General features: G+C 48.0%; 16 protein-coding genes and 1 riboswitch. Of the genes, 9 read left to right on the plus strand and 7 right to left on the minus strand.

Annotation, left to right across the window (positions count from 1 at the left end; genetic code table 11):
• Nucleotides 1–9 precede the first annotated feature (9 nt).
• Nucleotides 10–279 (plus strand): oxidative damage protection protein, encoded by a 270-nt coding sequence (locus FTT89_RS07325; protein ID WP_005181625.1) that lies wholly within the window; start codon nt 10–12, stop codon nt 277–279.
• A 963-nt stretch (nt 280–1,242) separates the two neighbouring features.
• On the opposite strand, the gene phoU is transcribed toward FTT89_RS07325, so the two are convergent.
• Both phoU and FTT89_RS07335 read right to left on the minus strand, forming a co-directional pair.
• A complete protein-coding gene (gene phoU / locus FTT89_RS07330) occupies nt 1,243–1,965 on the minus strand; it encodes a phosphate signaling complex protein PhoU (protein WP_005181619.1) in 723 nt (240 codons plus the stop codon).
• A gap of 124 nt (nt 1,966–2,089) precedes the next feature.
• On the minus strand, nt 2,090–3,430 hold the full coding sequence (locus FTT89_RS07335; protein WP_075174910.1) for a TolC family outer membrane protein: 1,341 nt from the start codon (nt 3,428–3,430) through the stop codon (nt 2,090–2,092).
• A 348-nt stretch (nt 3,431–3,778) separates the two neighbouring features.
• Here FTT89_RS07335 and FTT89_RS07340 point away from each other — a divergent pair, with 348 nt between their 5' ends.
• From FTT89_RS07340 to FTT89_RS07370, 7 genes are all read left to right on the plus strand, one after another.
• Nucleotides 3,779–4,801, plus strand: coding sequence for a hypothetical protein (locus FTT89_RS07340; RefSeq protein WP_042119428.1), 1,023 nt, complete (start codon nt 3,779–3,781; stop codon nt 4,799–4,801).
• 60 nt (nt 4,802–4,861) lie between these two features.
• Nucleotides 4,862–4,992, plus strand: a riboswitch (TPP riboswitch).
• Between the two features lie 84 nt (nt 4,993–5,076).
• The gene (thiC, locus tag FTT89_RS07345; protein WP_005181616.1) at nt 5,077–6,972 is read left to right on the plus strand and encodes a phosphomethylpyrimidine synthase ThiC; all 1,896 of its coding nucleotides are present in this window, start codon (nt 5,077–5,079) and stop codon (nt 6,970–6,972) included.
• A gap of 77 nt (nt 6,973–7,049) precedes the next feature.
• Complete coding sequence (locus FTT89_RS07350; RefSeq protein ID WP_005181612.1) at nt 7,050–7,658, plus strand: NUDIX domain-containing protein; 609 nt, start codon at nt 7,050–7,052, stop codon at nt 7,656–7,658.
• 21 nt (nt 7,659–7,679) lie between these two features.
• Nucleotides 7,680–8,483, plus strand: a complete 804-nt coding sequence (locus tag FTT89_RS07355) for a metallophosphoesterase (RefSeq protein ID WP_168370316.1) — start codon at nt 7,680–7,682, stop codon at nt 8,481–8,483.
• Nucleotides 8,484–8,697: 214 nt separating this feature from the next.
• Complete coding sequence (gene dksA, locus FTT89_RS07360; RefSeq protein WP_016659695.1) at nt 8,698–9,225, plus strand: RNA polymerase-binding protein DksA; 528 nt, start codon at nt 8,698–8,700, stop codon at nt 9,223–9,225.
• A gap of 2 nt (nt 9,226–9,227) precedes the next feature.
• On the plus strand, nt 9,228–10,148 hold the full coding sequence (gluQRS, locus tag FTT89_RS07365; protein ID WP_168370315.1) for a tRNA glutamyl-Q(34) synthetase GluQRS: 921 nt from the start codon (nt 9,228–9,230) through the stop codon (nt 10,146–10,148).
• A 51-nt stretch (nt 10,149–10,199) separates the two neighbouring features.
• Entirely contained in the window at nt 10,200–10,460 is a 261-nt protein-coding gene (locus FTT89_RS07370) for a zinc-ribbon domain-containing protein (protein WP_075167819.1), read from the plus strand.
• Here FTT89_RS07370 and ftsW read toward each other — a convergent pair.
• The 5 genes from ftsW to FTT89_RS07395 form a co-directional block, all read right to left on the minus strand.
• A complete protein-coding gene (gene ftsW / locus FTT89_RS07375) occupies nt 10,449–11,645 on the minus strand; it encodes a putative lipid II flippase FtsW (RefSeq protein ID WP_160241699.1) in 1,197 nt (398 codons plus the stop codon). The two genes, FTT89_RS07370 and ftsW, sit on opposite strands and share 12 nt — an antisense overlap.
• Nucleotides 11,646–11,659: 14 nt before the next feature.
• Nucleotides 11,660–13,012, minus strand: a complete 1,353-nt coding sequence (gene murD / locus FTT89_RS07380) for a UDP-N-acetylmuramoyl-L-alanine--D-glutamate ligase (RefSeq protein WP_160241700.1) — start codon at nt 13,010–13,012, stop codon at nt 11,660–11,662.
• A 154-nt stretch (nt 13,013–13,166) separates the two neighbouring features.
• Nucleotides 13,167–13,415, minus strand: coding sequence for a DUF6587 family protein (locus FTT89_RS07385; RefSeq protein ID WP_016659699.1), 249 nt, complete (start codon nt 13,413–13,415; stop codon nt 13,167–13,169).
• A gap of 25 nt (nt 13,416–13,440) precedes the next feature.
• Nucleotides 13,441–15,294: a ferrous iron transporter B gene (locus tag FTT89_RS07390; protein WP_180172773.1), complete on the minus strand. Its 1,854-nt coding sequence runs from the start codon at nt 15,292–15,294 to the stop codon at nt 13,441–13,443.
• Complete coding sequence (locus FTT89_RS07395) at nt 15,291–15,551, minus strand: FeoA family protein (RefSeq protein WP_005181588.1); 261 nt, start codon at nt 15,549–15,551, stop codon at nt 15,291–15,293. The genes FTT89_RS07390 and FTT89_RS07395 overlap by 4 nt, the downstream gene beginning before the upstream one ends.
• Nucleotides 15,552–15,719: 168 nt before the next feature.
• Here FTT89_RS07395 and xerD point away from each other — a divergent pair, with 168 nt between their 5' ends.
• Complete coding sequence (gene xerD / locus FTT89_RS07400; RefSeq protein WP_005181586.1) at nt 15,720–16,637, plus strand: site-specific tyrosine recombinase XerD; 918 nt, start codon at nt 15,720–15,722, stop codon at nt 16,635–16,637.
• The last annotated feature ends 54 nt before the right edge of the window (nt 16,638–16,691 follow it).

Genomic DNA, 16,691 nt, shown 5'->3' on the forward strand with positions numbered 1-16,691 from the left:
AGTATGGATATGTCTCGACAAGTATTTTGCCGTAAGTATCAACAAGAAATGGAAGGCTTGGACTTTGCCCCGTTCCCGGGTGCCAAAGGTCAGGAATTATTTGATACCGTGTCTAAACAGGCCTGGAACGAATGGCTGAAACATCAGACCACGCTGATCAATGAAAAGCGTTTAAATGTGTTTGAAGCAGATGCGAAAAAGTTTCTGGAAGAACAACGCGAAAAATTCTTCAATAATGACGAAACTTTAGAAAAAGCCGAAGGGCTAAAGCCTGAGTAAAACTTAAAGCGCTGCTTTAAGTTTTACGCAAGACAAGGACGAAGTCCGCGTAGGCTTTCATGCAAAAAGAATCTCCATTTTTGGGGATTCTTTTTTATGCACGGTTGTAAAAATTACGCAAGACAAGCGAAGCGCGTAGTTTCAAATGTCTCAAAGGAGTCTGAAGAGGCTCCTTTTTTATACTCGATACTGCTCCGCCACGCCGCAAGACGAGAAGCTGTGCTTCGAGTAAAAAAGAAAGCGCTGCTTTAAGTTTTACGCAAGACAAGGACGAAGTCCGCGTAGACTTTCATGCAAAAAGAATCTCCATTTTTTGGGGATTTTTTTATGCACGGTTGTAAAAATTACGTAAGACAAGCGAAGCGCGTAGACTTAAATTTGAAAGGCTCCAGAAATGGAGCTTTTCTTTTACTCTATCCAAACCCAAGATCAACCACTGCACATAGGGTTTTATCTCGGAAGATGCTTTTAGCCTTTAATCCAAAAAAATTTCATCGATAAAAAATGAATTCCTCTTCATTCACCCATTTCAGGCTTGGCACAGAAAAAGTAGATGAACTTTGTTGTTTTCCAGCCGCAAGCTCCCTGTTTATAGTGAGCGTTGAGGTGATCTGTTTTTGTTGAATTGATAGGTGTATCTGGACAACTATAAAGTTTTACTTCACCAAAATCAGGGGTTTATAATTTAGATTAAAATTACCCTATTTAACCGATTGGTATTGTAACTGGCCGATACATTTGTTCATAAAACTCAACATTAGACTACAATAAGCTTAAAGATTTCCGCGCATCATCTTCCTATAATAACAATCAAGGAGATGGAAGCATCTCTTATAATAGATATAAATATCCCCGATTTCGATCTCAGATTTCCCCCAAAATCTGGGATTTTTTTTATCCATTTTATGCGTAATCCATAAAAAAAAGCCTGAAATTATTTCAGGCTGTTTCTGGTATTCAAACTTAGCGTTCTTGAACTTTCTGTTCAATTTCTTCCATGCTGGTATGACGCACATCCAGACCTTTGACCATATAAATCACTTGCTCGGAAATATTACGCGCATGGTCACCAATCCGCTCTAGGGAACGCAGTACCCACATTACATTGATGACGCGGGAAATATGACGTGGATCTTCAATCATATAGGTCATTAAAGTCCGGGTGGCCGACTGGTATTCACGGTCGATATCGGCATCGGCCAGCAGTACGCGTAAAGCCTGATCGACATCTAAACGGGCAAAAGCATCCAGCGCATCATGAATCATGACTCGCACCTGGTTGCCAATATGACGGGTTTCCATATAACCGCGCGGCGAGCCACCTTCTTCACACAAGCTTTGTGCAATCCGGGCAATTTTGGCCGCTTCATCGCCAATACGTTCCAGGTCGGTATTGGCCTTGCTCATGGCAATCACCATGCGCAGGTCAATTGCTGCAGGATGACGGCGCGCCAAAATCAGGGTTAATGCTTCATCAATTTCAGTTTCCAGACGGTTCACCGCATTGTCCTGAAATTGCACCTCTATTGCCATCGCGGCATCTGTGTCCAGCAATGCATGAATCGCATTGGCCACCTGCTGCTCTACCAAGCCACCCATGGTCATGAATTTTGTATTGACATCCTGTAGATCTTCATTAAATTGAGAAGAAATATGGTGATTTAACACAGGATTATTTGGACTCAAGAGATGTACTCCAATGCAATAATAACGGACTTATTTGATCATTGATTATTAAATCACATTAAACATTAAGCTTTTATGACAATTTAAACAAGTGCCCGATTGCATCATTTTATTTTATTGAAATTTAAGGTTTTTCTATTAACCACAAGTTCATCTCAGCCAGATCTTTTTCACTGAGTTGCCCCACCGATGCCCGGAGGCGCAGCACATTAATCAGATAATCATATTTGGCATTCAAATAGTCCTGCTTGGCCGAAAAAGCATTACGCTGGGCCAGCAGGACATCGACCATGGTTTTTAGGCCTTCATGATATTGGGCACGGGAGGCGCGCGATACCAGTTGCGCCGATTGCATGGCCGCCTGTCGTGCCTGTAATTTGGACTGATCGGTTTCCACCTGCAAATAGGCACTTTTTACATCGGTATTGGCTTTACGGATGGCCGCATCCAGCTCGGCTTCGGCTTTATCGACATTCACTGCTGCTTTCTGGATATTGCGCTGGGTACGGCCGCCGGTAAACACATTCCAGTTCATTTCAATGCCGACCTGATCAAACTGACCATCCTGAGAAATCAGGCTTTGTGGCGTCTGCTTGTTATAGCCATAAGTACCGACCGCTTCAATTTGCGGATAACGCGCGGCCTGCTCGACCCGTTTCTGGTCTTCGGCATAACGCTGCTGCAAGCGGGCCTGTAAAATGGACAGGTTCTGACTTTGTGCCAGCTCGGTCCATGCCTCTAAACTGGCCGGATAAGGCTTTTGGAACTGAAAGTCATCTCGCAATACCGCCAGATTTTCACGATATGGCCCGATCAGCTGCGCCAGTTGTTCCTGTGCCAGCACCAGCTGCACATGGGTAGCAATCCGGTTGGCCTTGGCATTTTGATATTGCGCCTCGGCTTCGCTGACATCACTGCGCGCAACCAGTCCTTCACGCAGCTTGGCATTCATCATGTTCAGCTGTTCCAGCAGCGCCTGCTCTTCCTGTAAATAGGCGGTGGTTAAAGACTGCTGACGTAGCACATTAAAATAGGCTTCGGCCACATTTAAGATATGCTCCTGCTTTTGCAGTCTTAAGGTGACTTCACTGAGACTGAGTGAGGTTTTGACCTGTTTTAGGCCTTCCCAGGCATCCCAGCGGAATAAAGGCTGGCGTGCAGTGACACTCACCTGACGGGTGGTGGTTGCTGAAGGCGACAGGCTTTCAGAGCTGACTGGAAAACCTGGAATTGTCGCAGCATTGGCGTCCTGACTGCGCCGGGTGATATTGCCAGACACAGTCACGGTCGGCAGCAAATTGCCTTTGGCAATGCCTAAATTCAGTTGATCGGCTTCATATTGCAACAGATTGGCCTGCCAGTTCGGGTCGGTGGCTTTGGCACGCTCATAGGCCTCGACCAGATCCAAGGCTTGCGCCCAAGGGCTAAACAACAGCAGGCCCAATACACATATTTTTTTCTTCATTTTATTCGTTTAACTCATCTCGCCAAAATGGCCATGTCTCAGTCAAGCATTGACTCAATTTGCTCCATAGTAGCGATTTATCGCATTTTTTTCGTATGTTTTTGATTATTTTTTTATATTTTACCGCTTTAACTCAAGCAGCAAGCTGTCCAGTTGAGTTGAGTCAGGAGCGCACTCACAGCCACGTAACCAAACTTCAGCACAACGCTACAATTCACCGGCCCGAAGCTGGTTACAATAGCGCCATACATTCCGCACTTGTTGTTTTTTGCTGCTTTTTTTAATTGGGTTATCGTGAAGCTTATTTCTCCCCGCTGGCGTACTTTACTGCTCAGTTTATGTTCTGCAATGGTTTTGACCGCGTGTCAAAGGCCAGAACCTCCTGTGGTCATTGAACAGAAGCCGAAGCAGGCTGTGGCTGAACAGGCGGTCGATTTAAAGTCGATCTGCCGCGGTATTGAACAGGAAATGCGCGAGATTAACCAGCAGCGCACCACCTTTGCCCTGGAACAGATTAACCAGGATTTAAAAGTCTGTTTGCCACTAATGGATTTCCCCGACCAGCAGCATCTGCTGGAACTGTCTGCCCAGATGTACCAGAATTTTCTGAAAGTCGAACGTACCGCCCAGCAGCAGACCGCTTTTGATCAGTATGCCTTTGATCTGGCCCAGCATCCCACCATTCAGCAAAGCCATTTCGAACAGTTTGCCTTACGCGACCAGTATCTGCTGAAACACAAAGGTCAGGCCTATGTCGACCTGTATGATGCCGGTGAAGGGCAACTGGTCTATCGGCGTAATCCGCAGTACCTGGCTCGTATTTTTGCGCCTTATCTGCCCGATGCCGAACGGATTTTTATTGAAAATCTGGCCGAACAGAATATGCAGCGTCCGATTCGTGATGGCGGCCTGACCATTGATGCCCAGGAAGTGGTGCGTCGTGCCCTGTTCTGGGAAGATTATGTCAAAAACTATCCTGACAGCAGCTATATCCGCGATGCGCGTTATCTGGATCAGGTCTATCGTATGTTCCTGTTCAAAGGCACCTTAAATACCCCGGTTTCAGACAGCTATGAAGCAGAATATGCGATTCAGCCCAGTGTCTGGTATGAAATTGAAAAGCTGGCCAAGCTGGAGCAGTCGCGACTGGCAGATCAGGCGCGTAAATTCCGCAGCTTTGTACAGATGTCGCCACAGGAACGGCGTAACCGTATTCCAGTCAGCCTGACTGCACAGGAACAAAACAATGAACGTGCCAATACCCTGGCGCTAAAGCAGCTGTCCCATTATCTGGATTTACCGCTAAACGGCTTAAGCCCGACCCGTGACTGTTTTAGCGATGCGGTCTGTATGCCCTATCAGAATAACTAAGCCATCCACCAATTTGGCAGTTTTATCACTGGCCTTTTTAAGCCAACCTGTTAAGATTTAAGCAGCTTGACGGAGCGCGAGTAAATCCTCGCTGAGATTGTGTAATTGTCTAACCGTATAGATGATTAAGCACAAGTACCGTTGAACCTGATCAGGTTAACACCTGCGTAGGAATCAAGCGCAACTAAACCTTAAGTTTCGATTTATTGTTCAGGATAAATCCGTTTCGTTTTGGTCGTGCTTGATTCGTTGATGCTCTTCATAAGGATCATGGTATGAACCAATTAACGAATCTTTCTTCTGAGGCCATTTCTGCTCAACACGAGCAAGATGCCAAAGACCTCACCCGTATTTTACCCGCTTCGAGCAAAGTCTATATTCAGGGCTCACGTGAGGATATCCGTGTCCCGATGCGCCAGATTGAACTGACTGAAACCCCAACCAGTTTAGGCGGTGAACACAATCCGCCGGTAATGGTCTATGACACCTCTGGCGTTTACACCGACCCGGAAGTCAATATTGATCTGAACCAGGGTTTACCGAATGTGCGTGAACGCTGGATTGAAGAGCGTAACGATACTGAAATTCTGGATCAGCTCAGTTCTAAATTCGGTCAGGAACGCCTGCGTGACATCCGCACTGCCGACATCCGTTTTGCCCATATCCAGAAACCGCGCCGGGCCAAACGCGGGCATAACGTGACCCAAATGCACTATGCCAAACAGGGCATTATTACCCCGGAAATGGAATACATCGCCATCCGTGAAAACCTGCGCCAGCAGCAAGGCGTCGATATGCGCCAGCATCCGGGACAAAACTTTGGCGCACAAAACCTGCGTGAAATTACCCCGGAATTTGTACGTCAGGAAGTCGCTGCCGGCCGCGCCATTATTCCCGCCAACATTAACCACCCTGAAATTGAGCCAATGATTATTGGCCGTAATTTCCTGGTGAAAATTAATGCCAATATTGGTAACTCGGCACTGGGTTCCGACATTGCCGAAGAAGTGGCAAAAATGACCTGGGCCACCCGCTGGGGCGCCGACACCATCATGGATTTATCGACCGGGAAAAATATTCATGAAACCCGCGAATGGATTATCCGTAACTCACCCGTGCCAATTGGTACCGTGCCCATTTATCAGGCCCTGGAAAAAGTCAACGGCGTGGCAGAAGACCTGACCTGGGAAATCTTTAAAGACACCCTGATTGAACAGGCCGAACAAGGTGTGGATTACTTCACCATTCATGCCGGGGTACTGCTGCGTTATGTACCGCTGACCGCCAACCGTCTCACCGGTATTGTGTCACGTGGCGGTTCAATCATGGCGCAGTGGTGTCTGGCGCATCATGAAGAAAACTTCCTGTACACCCACTTCGATGAAATCTGTGAAATCATGAAAGCCTATGACGTGTCATTCAGTCTGGGCGATGGCCTGCGTCCGGGCTGTATTCAGGATGCCAATGATGAAGCACAATTCAGCGAACTTCGTACCCTGGGCGAGTTAACGCATCGCGCATGGGAACATGATGTACAGGTGATGATTGAAGGCCCGGGTCATGTGCCAATGCATATGATCAAGGAAAATATGGATCTGCAACTGGAAGTCTGCAAAGAGGCGCCGTTCTATACCCTTGGTCCGCTAACCACCGATATTGCACCGGGCTATGACCATATTACCTCGGCCATTGGGGCCGCCATGATTGGCTGGTATGGCACGGCCATGCTGTGCTATGTGACGCCAAAAGAGCATTTAGGTCTGCCGAACAAGAAAGATGTTAAAGACGGTATTATCACCTACAAGATTGCTGCACATGCCGCCGATCTGGCCAAAGGTCATCCGGGTGCGCAGGCGCGTGACAATGCCCTGTCCAAAGCCCGCTTTGAATTCCGCTGGGAAGATCAGTTTAACCTGAGTCTGGACCCGGATACGGCGCGCAGTATGCATGATGAAACCTTGCCGAAAGAAGCACACAAATCAGCGCACTTCTGTTCGATGTGTGGACCGAAATTCTGCTCCATGAAAATCACCCAAAATGTGAGAGATTATGCGCAAAATCAGAATCTTGCTAAAGAAGCCATGCAAAGTGATACAGAGGTTGCGGAAGGTCTCAAAGCCATGAAGGAGACCTATCAGCAGACTGGTCAAAAATTGTACCACGACGTCTAAACTATCGAAAAAGAGTTTGTGTTCCATTTAATCTCAGTTAGGATGAAAACTGATGTTCTTCATCCGTATGATGTTTTATGGAAATACTTAAACAGGCGACCTATGGTCGAAATGAACTGCGCATTCAACAGCGTGAATTCTTGTTTCGTGGCTTTATTCAGGTTGAAAAAGTCAGTCTGAGCCATCGCCTGTTTAATCAAAACCACTATACACCGGTCATTCATCGGGAGTTGATTCAACGCCCGGAGGCAGCCGGTGTATTGTTATATGATGAAAAAAAACATAAATTTGCATTAATAGAACAATTTCGTATTGGGGCAATGGATGATCAGGATTCTCCCTGGCAACTCGAAGTCATTGCGGGCGTACTCGATGGTGATGAGTCACCGGAAAGCTGCATTCGCCGTGAAACCCTAGAAGAATCAGGCTGCGAAGTTGAAGAACTGCAGCATCTGTTTACCTTCTATCCTTCTGCAGGAGCTTGTGCGGAAATCTTTCATTTATATAGTGCGAAAGTAAATTTGCCTGAACAAGGCGGTGTGTTTGGTCTTAGTGAGGAAGGCGAAAATATTCAATTGCATATTTTTGAATATGAGCACTTACCCATCTTATTGGCCAATGGTCGGCTCAGGAATGCGCCGCTGATCATCGCCCTGCAATGGTTACAACAACAAATTAAACCATAAGGAATGTCTAAGGGGTCAGGCATGACTTTTATAAGCAAAAATACACAAAGCTGGACCATCGTCCAGATTTCAGACACACATTTAATGGATCAGGAAGAGCTTAAATTTGTGCAGATGAATCCGGAACACAGCTTTCATGGCATCATGCGTGATATTCAGCAACGTTATCCTGAGCTGGATGCCATTTTTCATACCGGGGATCTGGCACAGGTGCCAGTGCCGGCGACCTATGCGCGCTATCTGGCATTTATGCACCGCCTGAATATTCCGTTTTATCAGATTCCGGGCAATCATGATGAGGTGGAGTATTTTCCGTTTCACCAGCAGCAAAACCGGGTACATGCCATTCATTTGGGTCGCTGGACCATCATGCTGCTGAACAGTGCGGTCAAGAATCAGATTGATGGCCGGATTGAACCCTCCCAGCTCGCGCAACTGGACCAGCTGTTAACCGAACATGCCGGCCAGCATGTGATTCTGGCCTGTCATCATCATCCTTTTGCCATGCAGTCGCATTGGGTCGATCAGCATAAACTGAAAAATACCGCCGATCTGACTGAAGTGATGGTCAAGCACCAGAATATTAAAGCGGTTTTATTTGGCCACGTGCATCAGGATTCACTGAACATCTGGAACAATATTCCTTTTTATTCAACGCCTTCGACTTCAGTACAATTTAAACCGCATAGTGATGATTTTGCCCTGGGACAGGAAGCACCGGGCTATCGGGTCTTACATTTAAAGGATAACGGCGAGTTCGACACACAGGTGCATCGTGTTGAAAATTTAGTCGGTCAAATAAATAATGAAATTTCAGGTTATTAACTTTTCATTTTAATCTTTTTGCTTTAAGTTATGGCTGCGAAGGAAAACGTGATACGACGAAATCCAAACATCAAAGACTATCAATATACATAAAAAGTCTATATGATGACGACCCCCGAAGGGATAATCTTCTCCTTGGGAGTGGATAAAAACACTTGCATATCACCATATTTTTTGCGTATAGATAATACGTATATGATGAGGAATGCCCTACATGGCGAATGACAACCAAAATCAAGTCTTGGACGAACAAACAGATGTTGTAGAGGAAAAATCTACAAAGCGCGTGCGTAAGACAAAGCCAAAGGCGTCAGAAGGTGGTTCTACTGCTAGCTTATTTGGTATTGAGCCTTATCAGCCGAAAAAAAATGAAGAATATATGTCTGAGGGCCAGCTTGAGCACTTCCGTCAGATTCTCTTGGCCTGGAAAGCCGAGCTGATGTCTGAAGTTGATCGTACGCTAAACACAATGCAAGATGAAAATACTGCATTGCCTGACGTAAACGACCGCGCCACTCAGGAAGAAGAGTTTGCTATCGAGTTACGTACCCGTGACCGTGAACGCAAACTGATCCGTAAAATTGAACAATCCATTGAAGCCATTAAAAACGATGACTACGGTTTCTGTGAAACCTGCGGAATCGAAATTGGTTTACGCCGTTTAGAAGCGCGTCCAACTGCGACTTTATGTATTGACTGCAAAACTTTGGCAGAAATCAAAGAGAAGCAAAATAACGGTTAAGCATGTCTATTCGTAATCCCTCCCTGCCCCTCCCTTTAATAAAGGGAGGGAAAGCTGAAGAGAATTACGTGGGCCGGTTTGCGCCATCGCCAACCGGCCCTTTGCATTTTGGTTCCCTCATTACCGCGGTGGCCAGTTATTGTGACGCCAAGGCCCAGCATGGGCGCTGGCTGGTCCGTATTGAAGACACTGACATTCCCCGTATTTATCCCGGCAGTGAAGCGCATATCCTACGTTCTTTAGATGCCTTTCAGTTCGAGCCGGATGGCGAGATTCTGTTTCAAAAAGACCGTTTGGCCATTTACGAAGACGTTCTTGAGCAACTCGCCGAGCAAGGCTGGGTCTATGCCTGTCAGTGCACGCGTAAAATGCTCGGTTCCAATCATATTTATGCTGGCACCTGCCGCAATCTGCAACTCCCCTTTGCACAGCAGGCCATCCGCCTGAAAGTGACCGATACAGACATCTGCTTTGAAGACCGCTTGCAGGGCCGGCATTGCTCCAACCTGCAGCAGGATCTGGGTGATTTTGTCTTAAAACGCCGTGACGGGATTATTAACTATCAACTGGCCGTGGTGGTCGATGACTATCTGCAAGGCATTACCGATGTGGTCCGCGGCGCAGACCTCTTGGACAATACCGAACGGCAAATCTGGCTTGGGCAGGTGCTGGGCTATCCGGAACTGCGCTATCTGCATTTGCCGCTGGCCATGAATGATCAGGGGCAAAAACTCTCCAAGCAGAACCTGGCTCAGCCACTGGATTTGAATCAGGCTCCTCTGCTGTTACAACAGGCGCTCACGGCTTTGCACCAACCCCCGGTAGTTTTAGATACCCCGGCACGTATGCTGCAGCAAGCCATTGCCCAGTGGTCAATTGACGCCATTCCACATACAACTCAGCTACAGGGCAGCTACGCATAACTACACAATTTGCGCTAATCTAGAAAAAAATAACTGCAAGATGGGATTACTATGTTTTTTATTTTCGGGATTGGTCCAAAAACCAAAGTGCTAGAGAAAAACCAGTTTGTCTGTCCGGTCTGTCGCAGCCGCACCAGCTATGAACTGAAGCAGCAGCGCAATTATTTTTCCTTATTTTTTATTCCTTTAATTCCGCTATCCAAAGCCAAAGGCAGCTTTGTCAAATGTCTTAACTGTAAAACGGAAATGCCAAGCACAGTGTTGCACCATGCTCAGCCAGATCCATTTCAGCAGAGCAATCTAGAAGCTTGATTCCTCACGGCTTGGATTGGTCTGCTGGGTAGTACTTTCAATTTTCAGAATCAGACTGACCATCACCGCACACATAATTAGCGATGAACCACCATAACTGATAAATGGCAGGGTCAGCCCTTTAGTCGGCAACATGCCCATATTCATGCCGGCATTCACCAGAATCTGTAACAGGAAGATGATGCTGATGCCATAGGCCAGATAACCAGCACGTAAATACTGATGTCGCAAGGCACGATGACCAATGCGAATACAGCAGACCAGCATGGTGAAAGACAGGCTCAGCACCACCAGGATACCAAAAAAGCCAAATTCTTCGCCTAAAACGGCCAGCATAAAGTCAGTATGTGCTTCCGGCAGATAGGACATTTTCTGGATACTATGCCCCAACCCCACCCCGGCCCATTCACCCCGGCCAAAAGCCATTAAGGCATTTGACAGCTGATAACCGGCCCCGAGCGGATCATTCCACGGGTTAGAGAAAGACATTAAACGTTCAAAACGGTAGGGCTCAAACACCACCAGGAAGGTAAACGCACCCAGCATCGCACCCAAGGCAATCCCGAACTGAATCAGTGGTGCACCGGCCAGGAAGAACACCCCGAGCATGGTCAACGCAATCACCACAGTCGCACCCAAATCCGGTTCTGCCGTAATCAGGCCCACAGTCGCCGCCATAATCACTGCCAGCCGTACCAGACCTTTAATATTATTACGCACTTCTTCGGCACGACGTACCACGTAGTCGGCGGTAAAAATCGCCATCATCACCTTGGCCACTTCTGAAGCCTGCAAGGTAAACCCGGCCACCCGAATCCAGCGTTTGGAACCATTGACTTCGGTACCGACCACCAGTACCGCAATCAGCAAGGCAATGGTAATAATCCATAAAAAGAAGGTGTTATTGAACCAGAGGTTTAAGGGAACTTTATACACGGTATAGGCGGCAATTAGCGCTACCGCAATTGAAATACCATGCCGCAGTACATAATGGAAGGCATTTTCATGCATACGCTCGGCATAGGGCATTGAGGCAGACGCCACCATAATCGAGCCGATACAGAGCAAGGCCAATACGCTAAAAATGAGCACATTGCGTACATTCACTTCGGCCGGTAACCGCGGTAACCAGCGCTCATAGACCTGATTGATTTTATTGATCGTTGTCTGAGCAAAGCCAGCCATATCCCAAATCCTTATTATTCTTGACCAAGTTCGTTGACATAAGCCACGAACTGACGACCACGTTCCGGATAGCCCGAGAACATATCAAAACTTGCACATGCAGGTGACAATAACACGACATCCTGCGGCTGGGTATGCTGCTGGCACAGTGTGACCGCCTGTTGCAGACTGTCGGCATGGAGCAGCGTGGTAGTGCCCTGTACCGCCGCTTCAATCAGCGCGGCATCTTCACCAATCAACACTGCCAGTTTGGCGTATTGACTGAGCGCCTGACGCAGTGCCTTAAAGTCCTGGCCTTTGCCCTGCCCGCCTAAAATAATGGCCACCTGACCACCATACGGCTGAATTGCTGCACCCAAGCCTTCCAGTGCCGCAAGGGTGGCACCAATATTGGTGCCTTTGGAGTCGTTATAATAACGCACGCCTGCGACCTCTTTGACGAATTCACAGCGATGCTCCAGACCTTTAAAGCTTTTTAAGGTGTTCAGCATGCTGTCCATCGGCAGGCCAATCGCTTCACCCAGCGCCAGACAGGCCAAGGCATTGGCAATATTATGCGTACCCTGAATATACATGTCGCTGCTTTTCAGCAGACGTTCACGGCCACGCGCCAGCCAAATGGTGCCATCTGTTTCTTTTAAAATACCAAACTGGTTGATATCTGGTGCGTTCAGGCCAAAGCTCTGCATAGGGGTGGTATCTGGCACCAGTGGACGGGTCAGTGCATCATCACGGTTATACACCACCTGTTTCACGCCCTGAAAAATACGGTGTTTGGCGGTGTGATAACCGAGCATGTCACCATGACGGTCCAGATGGTCTTCACTCATGTTCAGCACCACCGCCACTTCAGCATTCAGGTTTGAGGTGGTTTCTAACTGAAAGCTGGAAAGTTCCAGAATATACAGCTCCGGATCATCTTTGGTTAAATCCAGCGCCGGACGGCCCAGATTACCCCCAACCGCGACCTTCTTGCCAGCATCGGCAGCCATCAGGCCAATTAGTGTGGTTACGGTACTTTTGGCATTGGAACCGGTAATGGCCACAATTGGCTTGTCAGTGGCACGGCGCAAAATCTGGATTTCACTGACCACCGGAATGCCCTGCGCTATTGCCGTCTGAATTTCTGGCAGTTTTGGATCAAGCCCCGGACTGATGATAATTTCTTCAGCAGACAACAGCAGTTCCTGGTCAAACTGGCCAAAACTGGTCTGAACCTCGGCCGGAATCTGGTCATAACCGGGGGGTGTCGCTCGAGAGTCTGTTACGGCAACGCGGTAGCCCTGATCATGCAAGAAGTTGACTGCTGCAACACCTGAAATGCCAAGACCTGCCACAACTTTTAATCCACCGCGTTGTATTAACATTTGAGCTCCATCAATGATTTGGATTTTAAACTGCGGAAATGTTAGCACTTTGGGGTTTTGAATGCTTTTTCTGTTTGCAGTTTCTGGAAAAAATTTTGTGTCAGTGCGTAAAAAAGCCGTCATAGAGATGACGGCTTTTTTGATGCTCAAGGGCTTACTTCCACTTGACCCCTTGTACTTCAGTTTTCTTGCTGGCCTGCTCCGACACCGGACAATCACAGCCACCGCCACAACCGGCAGCCATTTTCGGTCTGAACCATTTGCCCAGCGTGTGCCAGCCTTTTGCCGTACAGGCATCCGACAACTTCAGAAAGACTGAATTTGAAGTCTTCGGGAATACCTTTTTGAAGACCACCAGCGTGCTCCACATCACCAATACCGCCACAATCAATACTTCAATCATTTCAGTCTCCTTTTTTTGTTTCGGCTTAAGCCAACAGGTTGGATGCAATCTGATAGGTCAGGAATGACATCAAATAGGCCAGACCAAACAGATACACGGTCATAAAGCCCACTATTTTCCACGATGCCGTTTCACGGCGTACCGTGGCCAGCGTCGCCAGACAGTGCGGTGCATAAATAAACCAGACCAGTAGCGATAAACCGGTCGCCAATGACCAGCCCAAGTCACCACCGCTGCTGATGATGCTGGCCAGACCATCGGCCATGGCATCTTCGTCCCCTGACAGGGCGTAAATGGTACCCAGTGCAGCCACCACCACTTCACGGGCTGCCATTGCTGGAATCAAGGCAATACAGATCTGCCAGTTAAAGCCCAGTGGGGCAAAAATTGGCTGCATGATATGGCCCAGCATCCCGGCAAAGGTATAATCAATCGCCGGCATGGTCGCGCCTTCTGGCGGCTGCGGGAAGGTACACAGGAACCAGAGCAGAATCGACAGGGCAAAGATGATGCCACCGACCCGTTTCAGGAAGATTCGGGCGCGATCCAGCAAACCAATCCAGACGTTTTTGATGTCCGGGAAACGGTAACTTGGCAGTTCCATCAACAGCATGTGATCGGACTTGTCTTTCTGGAAAAACTTCAGCACAAAAGACACGCCCAGCGCACTTAAAATACCAGCCATATACAGCGCAAACAGCACCAGACCCTGCAGGTTAAACAGGCCCCATACCGTTTGTTCCGGAATAAAGGCGGCAATTAACAGCGCATACACCGGTAAACGCGCGGAACAGGTCATCAGCGGTGCCACAAAAATAGTGGTTAAACGGTCACGCGGGTCGCTGATACTGCGCGTTGCCATAATCCCCGGAATCGCGCAGGCAAAGCTGGACAGTAACGGAATAAAGGCACGGCCACTTAAACCGGCTTTAAACATCAGTTTATCCAGCAAGAATGCGGCACGCGGTAAATAACCCGATTCTTCCAGAACCAGAATAAAGAAGAACAGAATCAGAATTTGCGGCAGGAACACCACCACACCACCGGCACCGGCAATAATCCCGTCCACAACCAGACTGTTCAGTAAAGGATGAGCAATACTGCCACCAATCACTTCACCCAGCCAGCCAAAGAAGGTTTCAATCCCGTCCATAAACGGGGCTGCCCAGGCAAAGACCGCCTGGAAAATGATAAACATCATGACTGCCAGACTGACCAGACCCAGCACCGGATGCAGGAACACCTTATCGAGGAAATCGGAACGTTTATCTTCCTGATCAACGTATTGCACCACATCATTCAGCAGGGTTTCGACCTTCTGATGGGCATCGCCTTTCAGACCGGTCAATTCGGTATGTGGCAGCGCATATTTACCCTGATCCAGCGCATTCATCAGGTTTTCAATCCCGGAACGGCGCACGGCCACGGTTTCTACCATCGGCACACCGAGGCGCTCAGACAGTTTCTGGGTGTTGATCTGCATGCCACGACGACGCGCTTCGTCCATCATGTTCAGCACCAGCAACATTGGACGACCCAGTTCAATCATTTCCAGTACCAGACTCAGATGCAGCTTCAGATTGGTGGCATCAACCACGCACAGGAAAGCATCCTGCTGGCCTTCTTCTGCCAGTTTGCCCTGTACCACATCACGGGTAATGGCTTCATCCGGACTGGCAGCATTTAAACTATAGGTACCAGGTAAATCCAGCACCCGTACCGGCTTGCCTGAAGGTAAATTAAAATGACCGACTTTACGTTCGACCGTTACGCCGGCATAGTTGGCAACTTTCTGACGTGTACCGGTTAAATGGTTGAATAATGAGGTTTTACCGCAGTTAGGATTCCCTACAAGGGCAATACGTAAGGCATCACTCATGTAGTGACTCCATCTTCAATTTCAATTTTCTCTGCTTCATTTTTGCGTAAGGCAAAACGGGTAAAACCGACCTGAATCAGAATCGGATCCCCGCCAAAAACACCTTTGGTAATGACCTGAACGCGCGTGCCCGGCACAAACCCCAATGTTTCCAGACGGCTGGCCACCAAGTCATTGTGTGACTCGCCCCCCTCATCCTGCCGGATAATCTGGCGGATAATAGCCGTCTGCTTTACCTTTAACTCTGATAAACGCACTGTGAAATTCCTAAGCTCTTTTAAATAGTATACAAACAAATGAGAATAATTAACAAATAAGGATTGATTACGTTTCCGTTCTTATATCACATCGACAGCCCGGAAAAATTACTCTACATTGGAGAATTCCAATGATCTTGATCGAATTCTTAAATTAAAGTGATCCACATGCTCAATAAAAAGCCCCGCATTCCTGCACCTGTCACCATTCCGGAACATTTAAGCTATTTGCAGGGCTTTCGCGATCATCTAGTAGCACAAACCGTCAGTCCACATACCCGCAATGCCTATCTGTCCGACTTAATGTTATGCAGTGCCTGCGTGCCCAGTTCGATGCTGGACTGGAGTCATGATGATATTTCCGATGTCCTGATTGAATTGACCAAACAGCAAAAAAGCCCACGTTCGATTGCCCGCTGCCTATCGGCCTTAAGGGCCTTTTATAAATTTCTGCGTGAACAGAAACTGCGCGCCGACAATCCGGTCGCCGCACATAAAACCCCAAAACTGGGCCGGGCCTTGCCCAAAGATCTGTCCGAAGCCGATGTTGAAGCGCTAATTCAGGCACCGGATGTCAATACAGCGCTGGGCCTGCGTGACCGGGCCATGTTTGAAGTGCTGTATGCCTGTGGGTTACGGGTGTCTGAATTGCTGAATTTACGTCTGGAGCTGATTAACCTGAAACAGGGTTATTTGCGCATTGTCGGCAAAGGCAATAAAGAACGTCTGGTGCCTTTAGGCCAGGTCGCCTGTGAATGGGTAGAACACTATCTGCAAGAGGCGCGGCCGCAGCTATATAAAACCAGCACCGATTATTTATTTCTGACCCAGCATGGCGGCATCATGAGCCGGCAGAACTTCTGGTATGCGATTAAACGCTATGCACTACAGGCCGGGATTCAGGCCGAATTATCGCCGCATACCTTACGCCATGCCTTTGCCACGCATCTGCTCAATCATGGCGCGGACCTGCGCGTGGTGCAAATGCTGCTGGGGCATAGCGACCTGTCGACCACACAAATTTATACCCATGTCGCGCAGATTCGCATGCAGCAGCTGCACGCGACCCATCATCCTCGCGCTTAACCGCACTGCCGAAATACGACCAAGAAGTTTTCGATCGGTCATTTTTTTTTGTTA

Source organism: Acinetobacter sp. YH01025, assembly GCF_013420185.1.
Taxonomy (GTDB): domain Bacteria; phylum Pseudomonadota; class Gammaproteobacteria; order Pseudomonadales; family Moraxellaceae; genus Acinetobacter; species Acinetobacter indicus.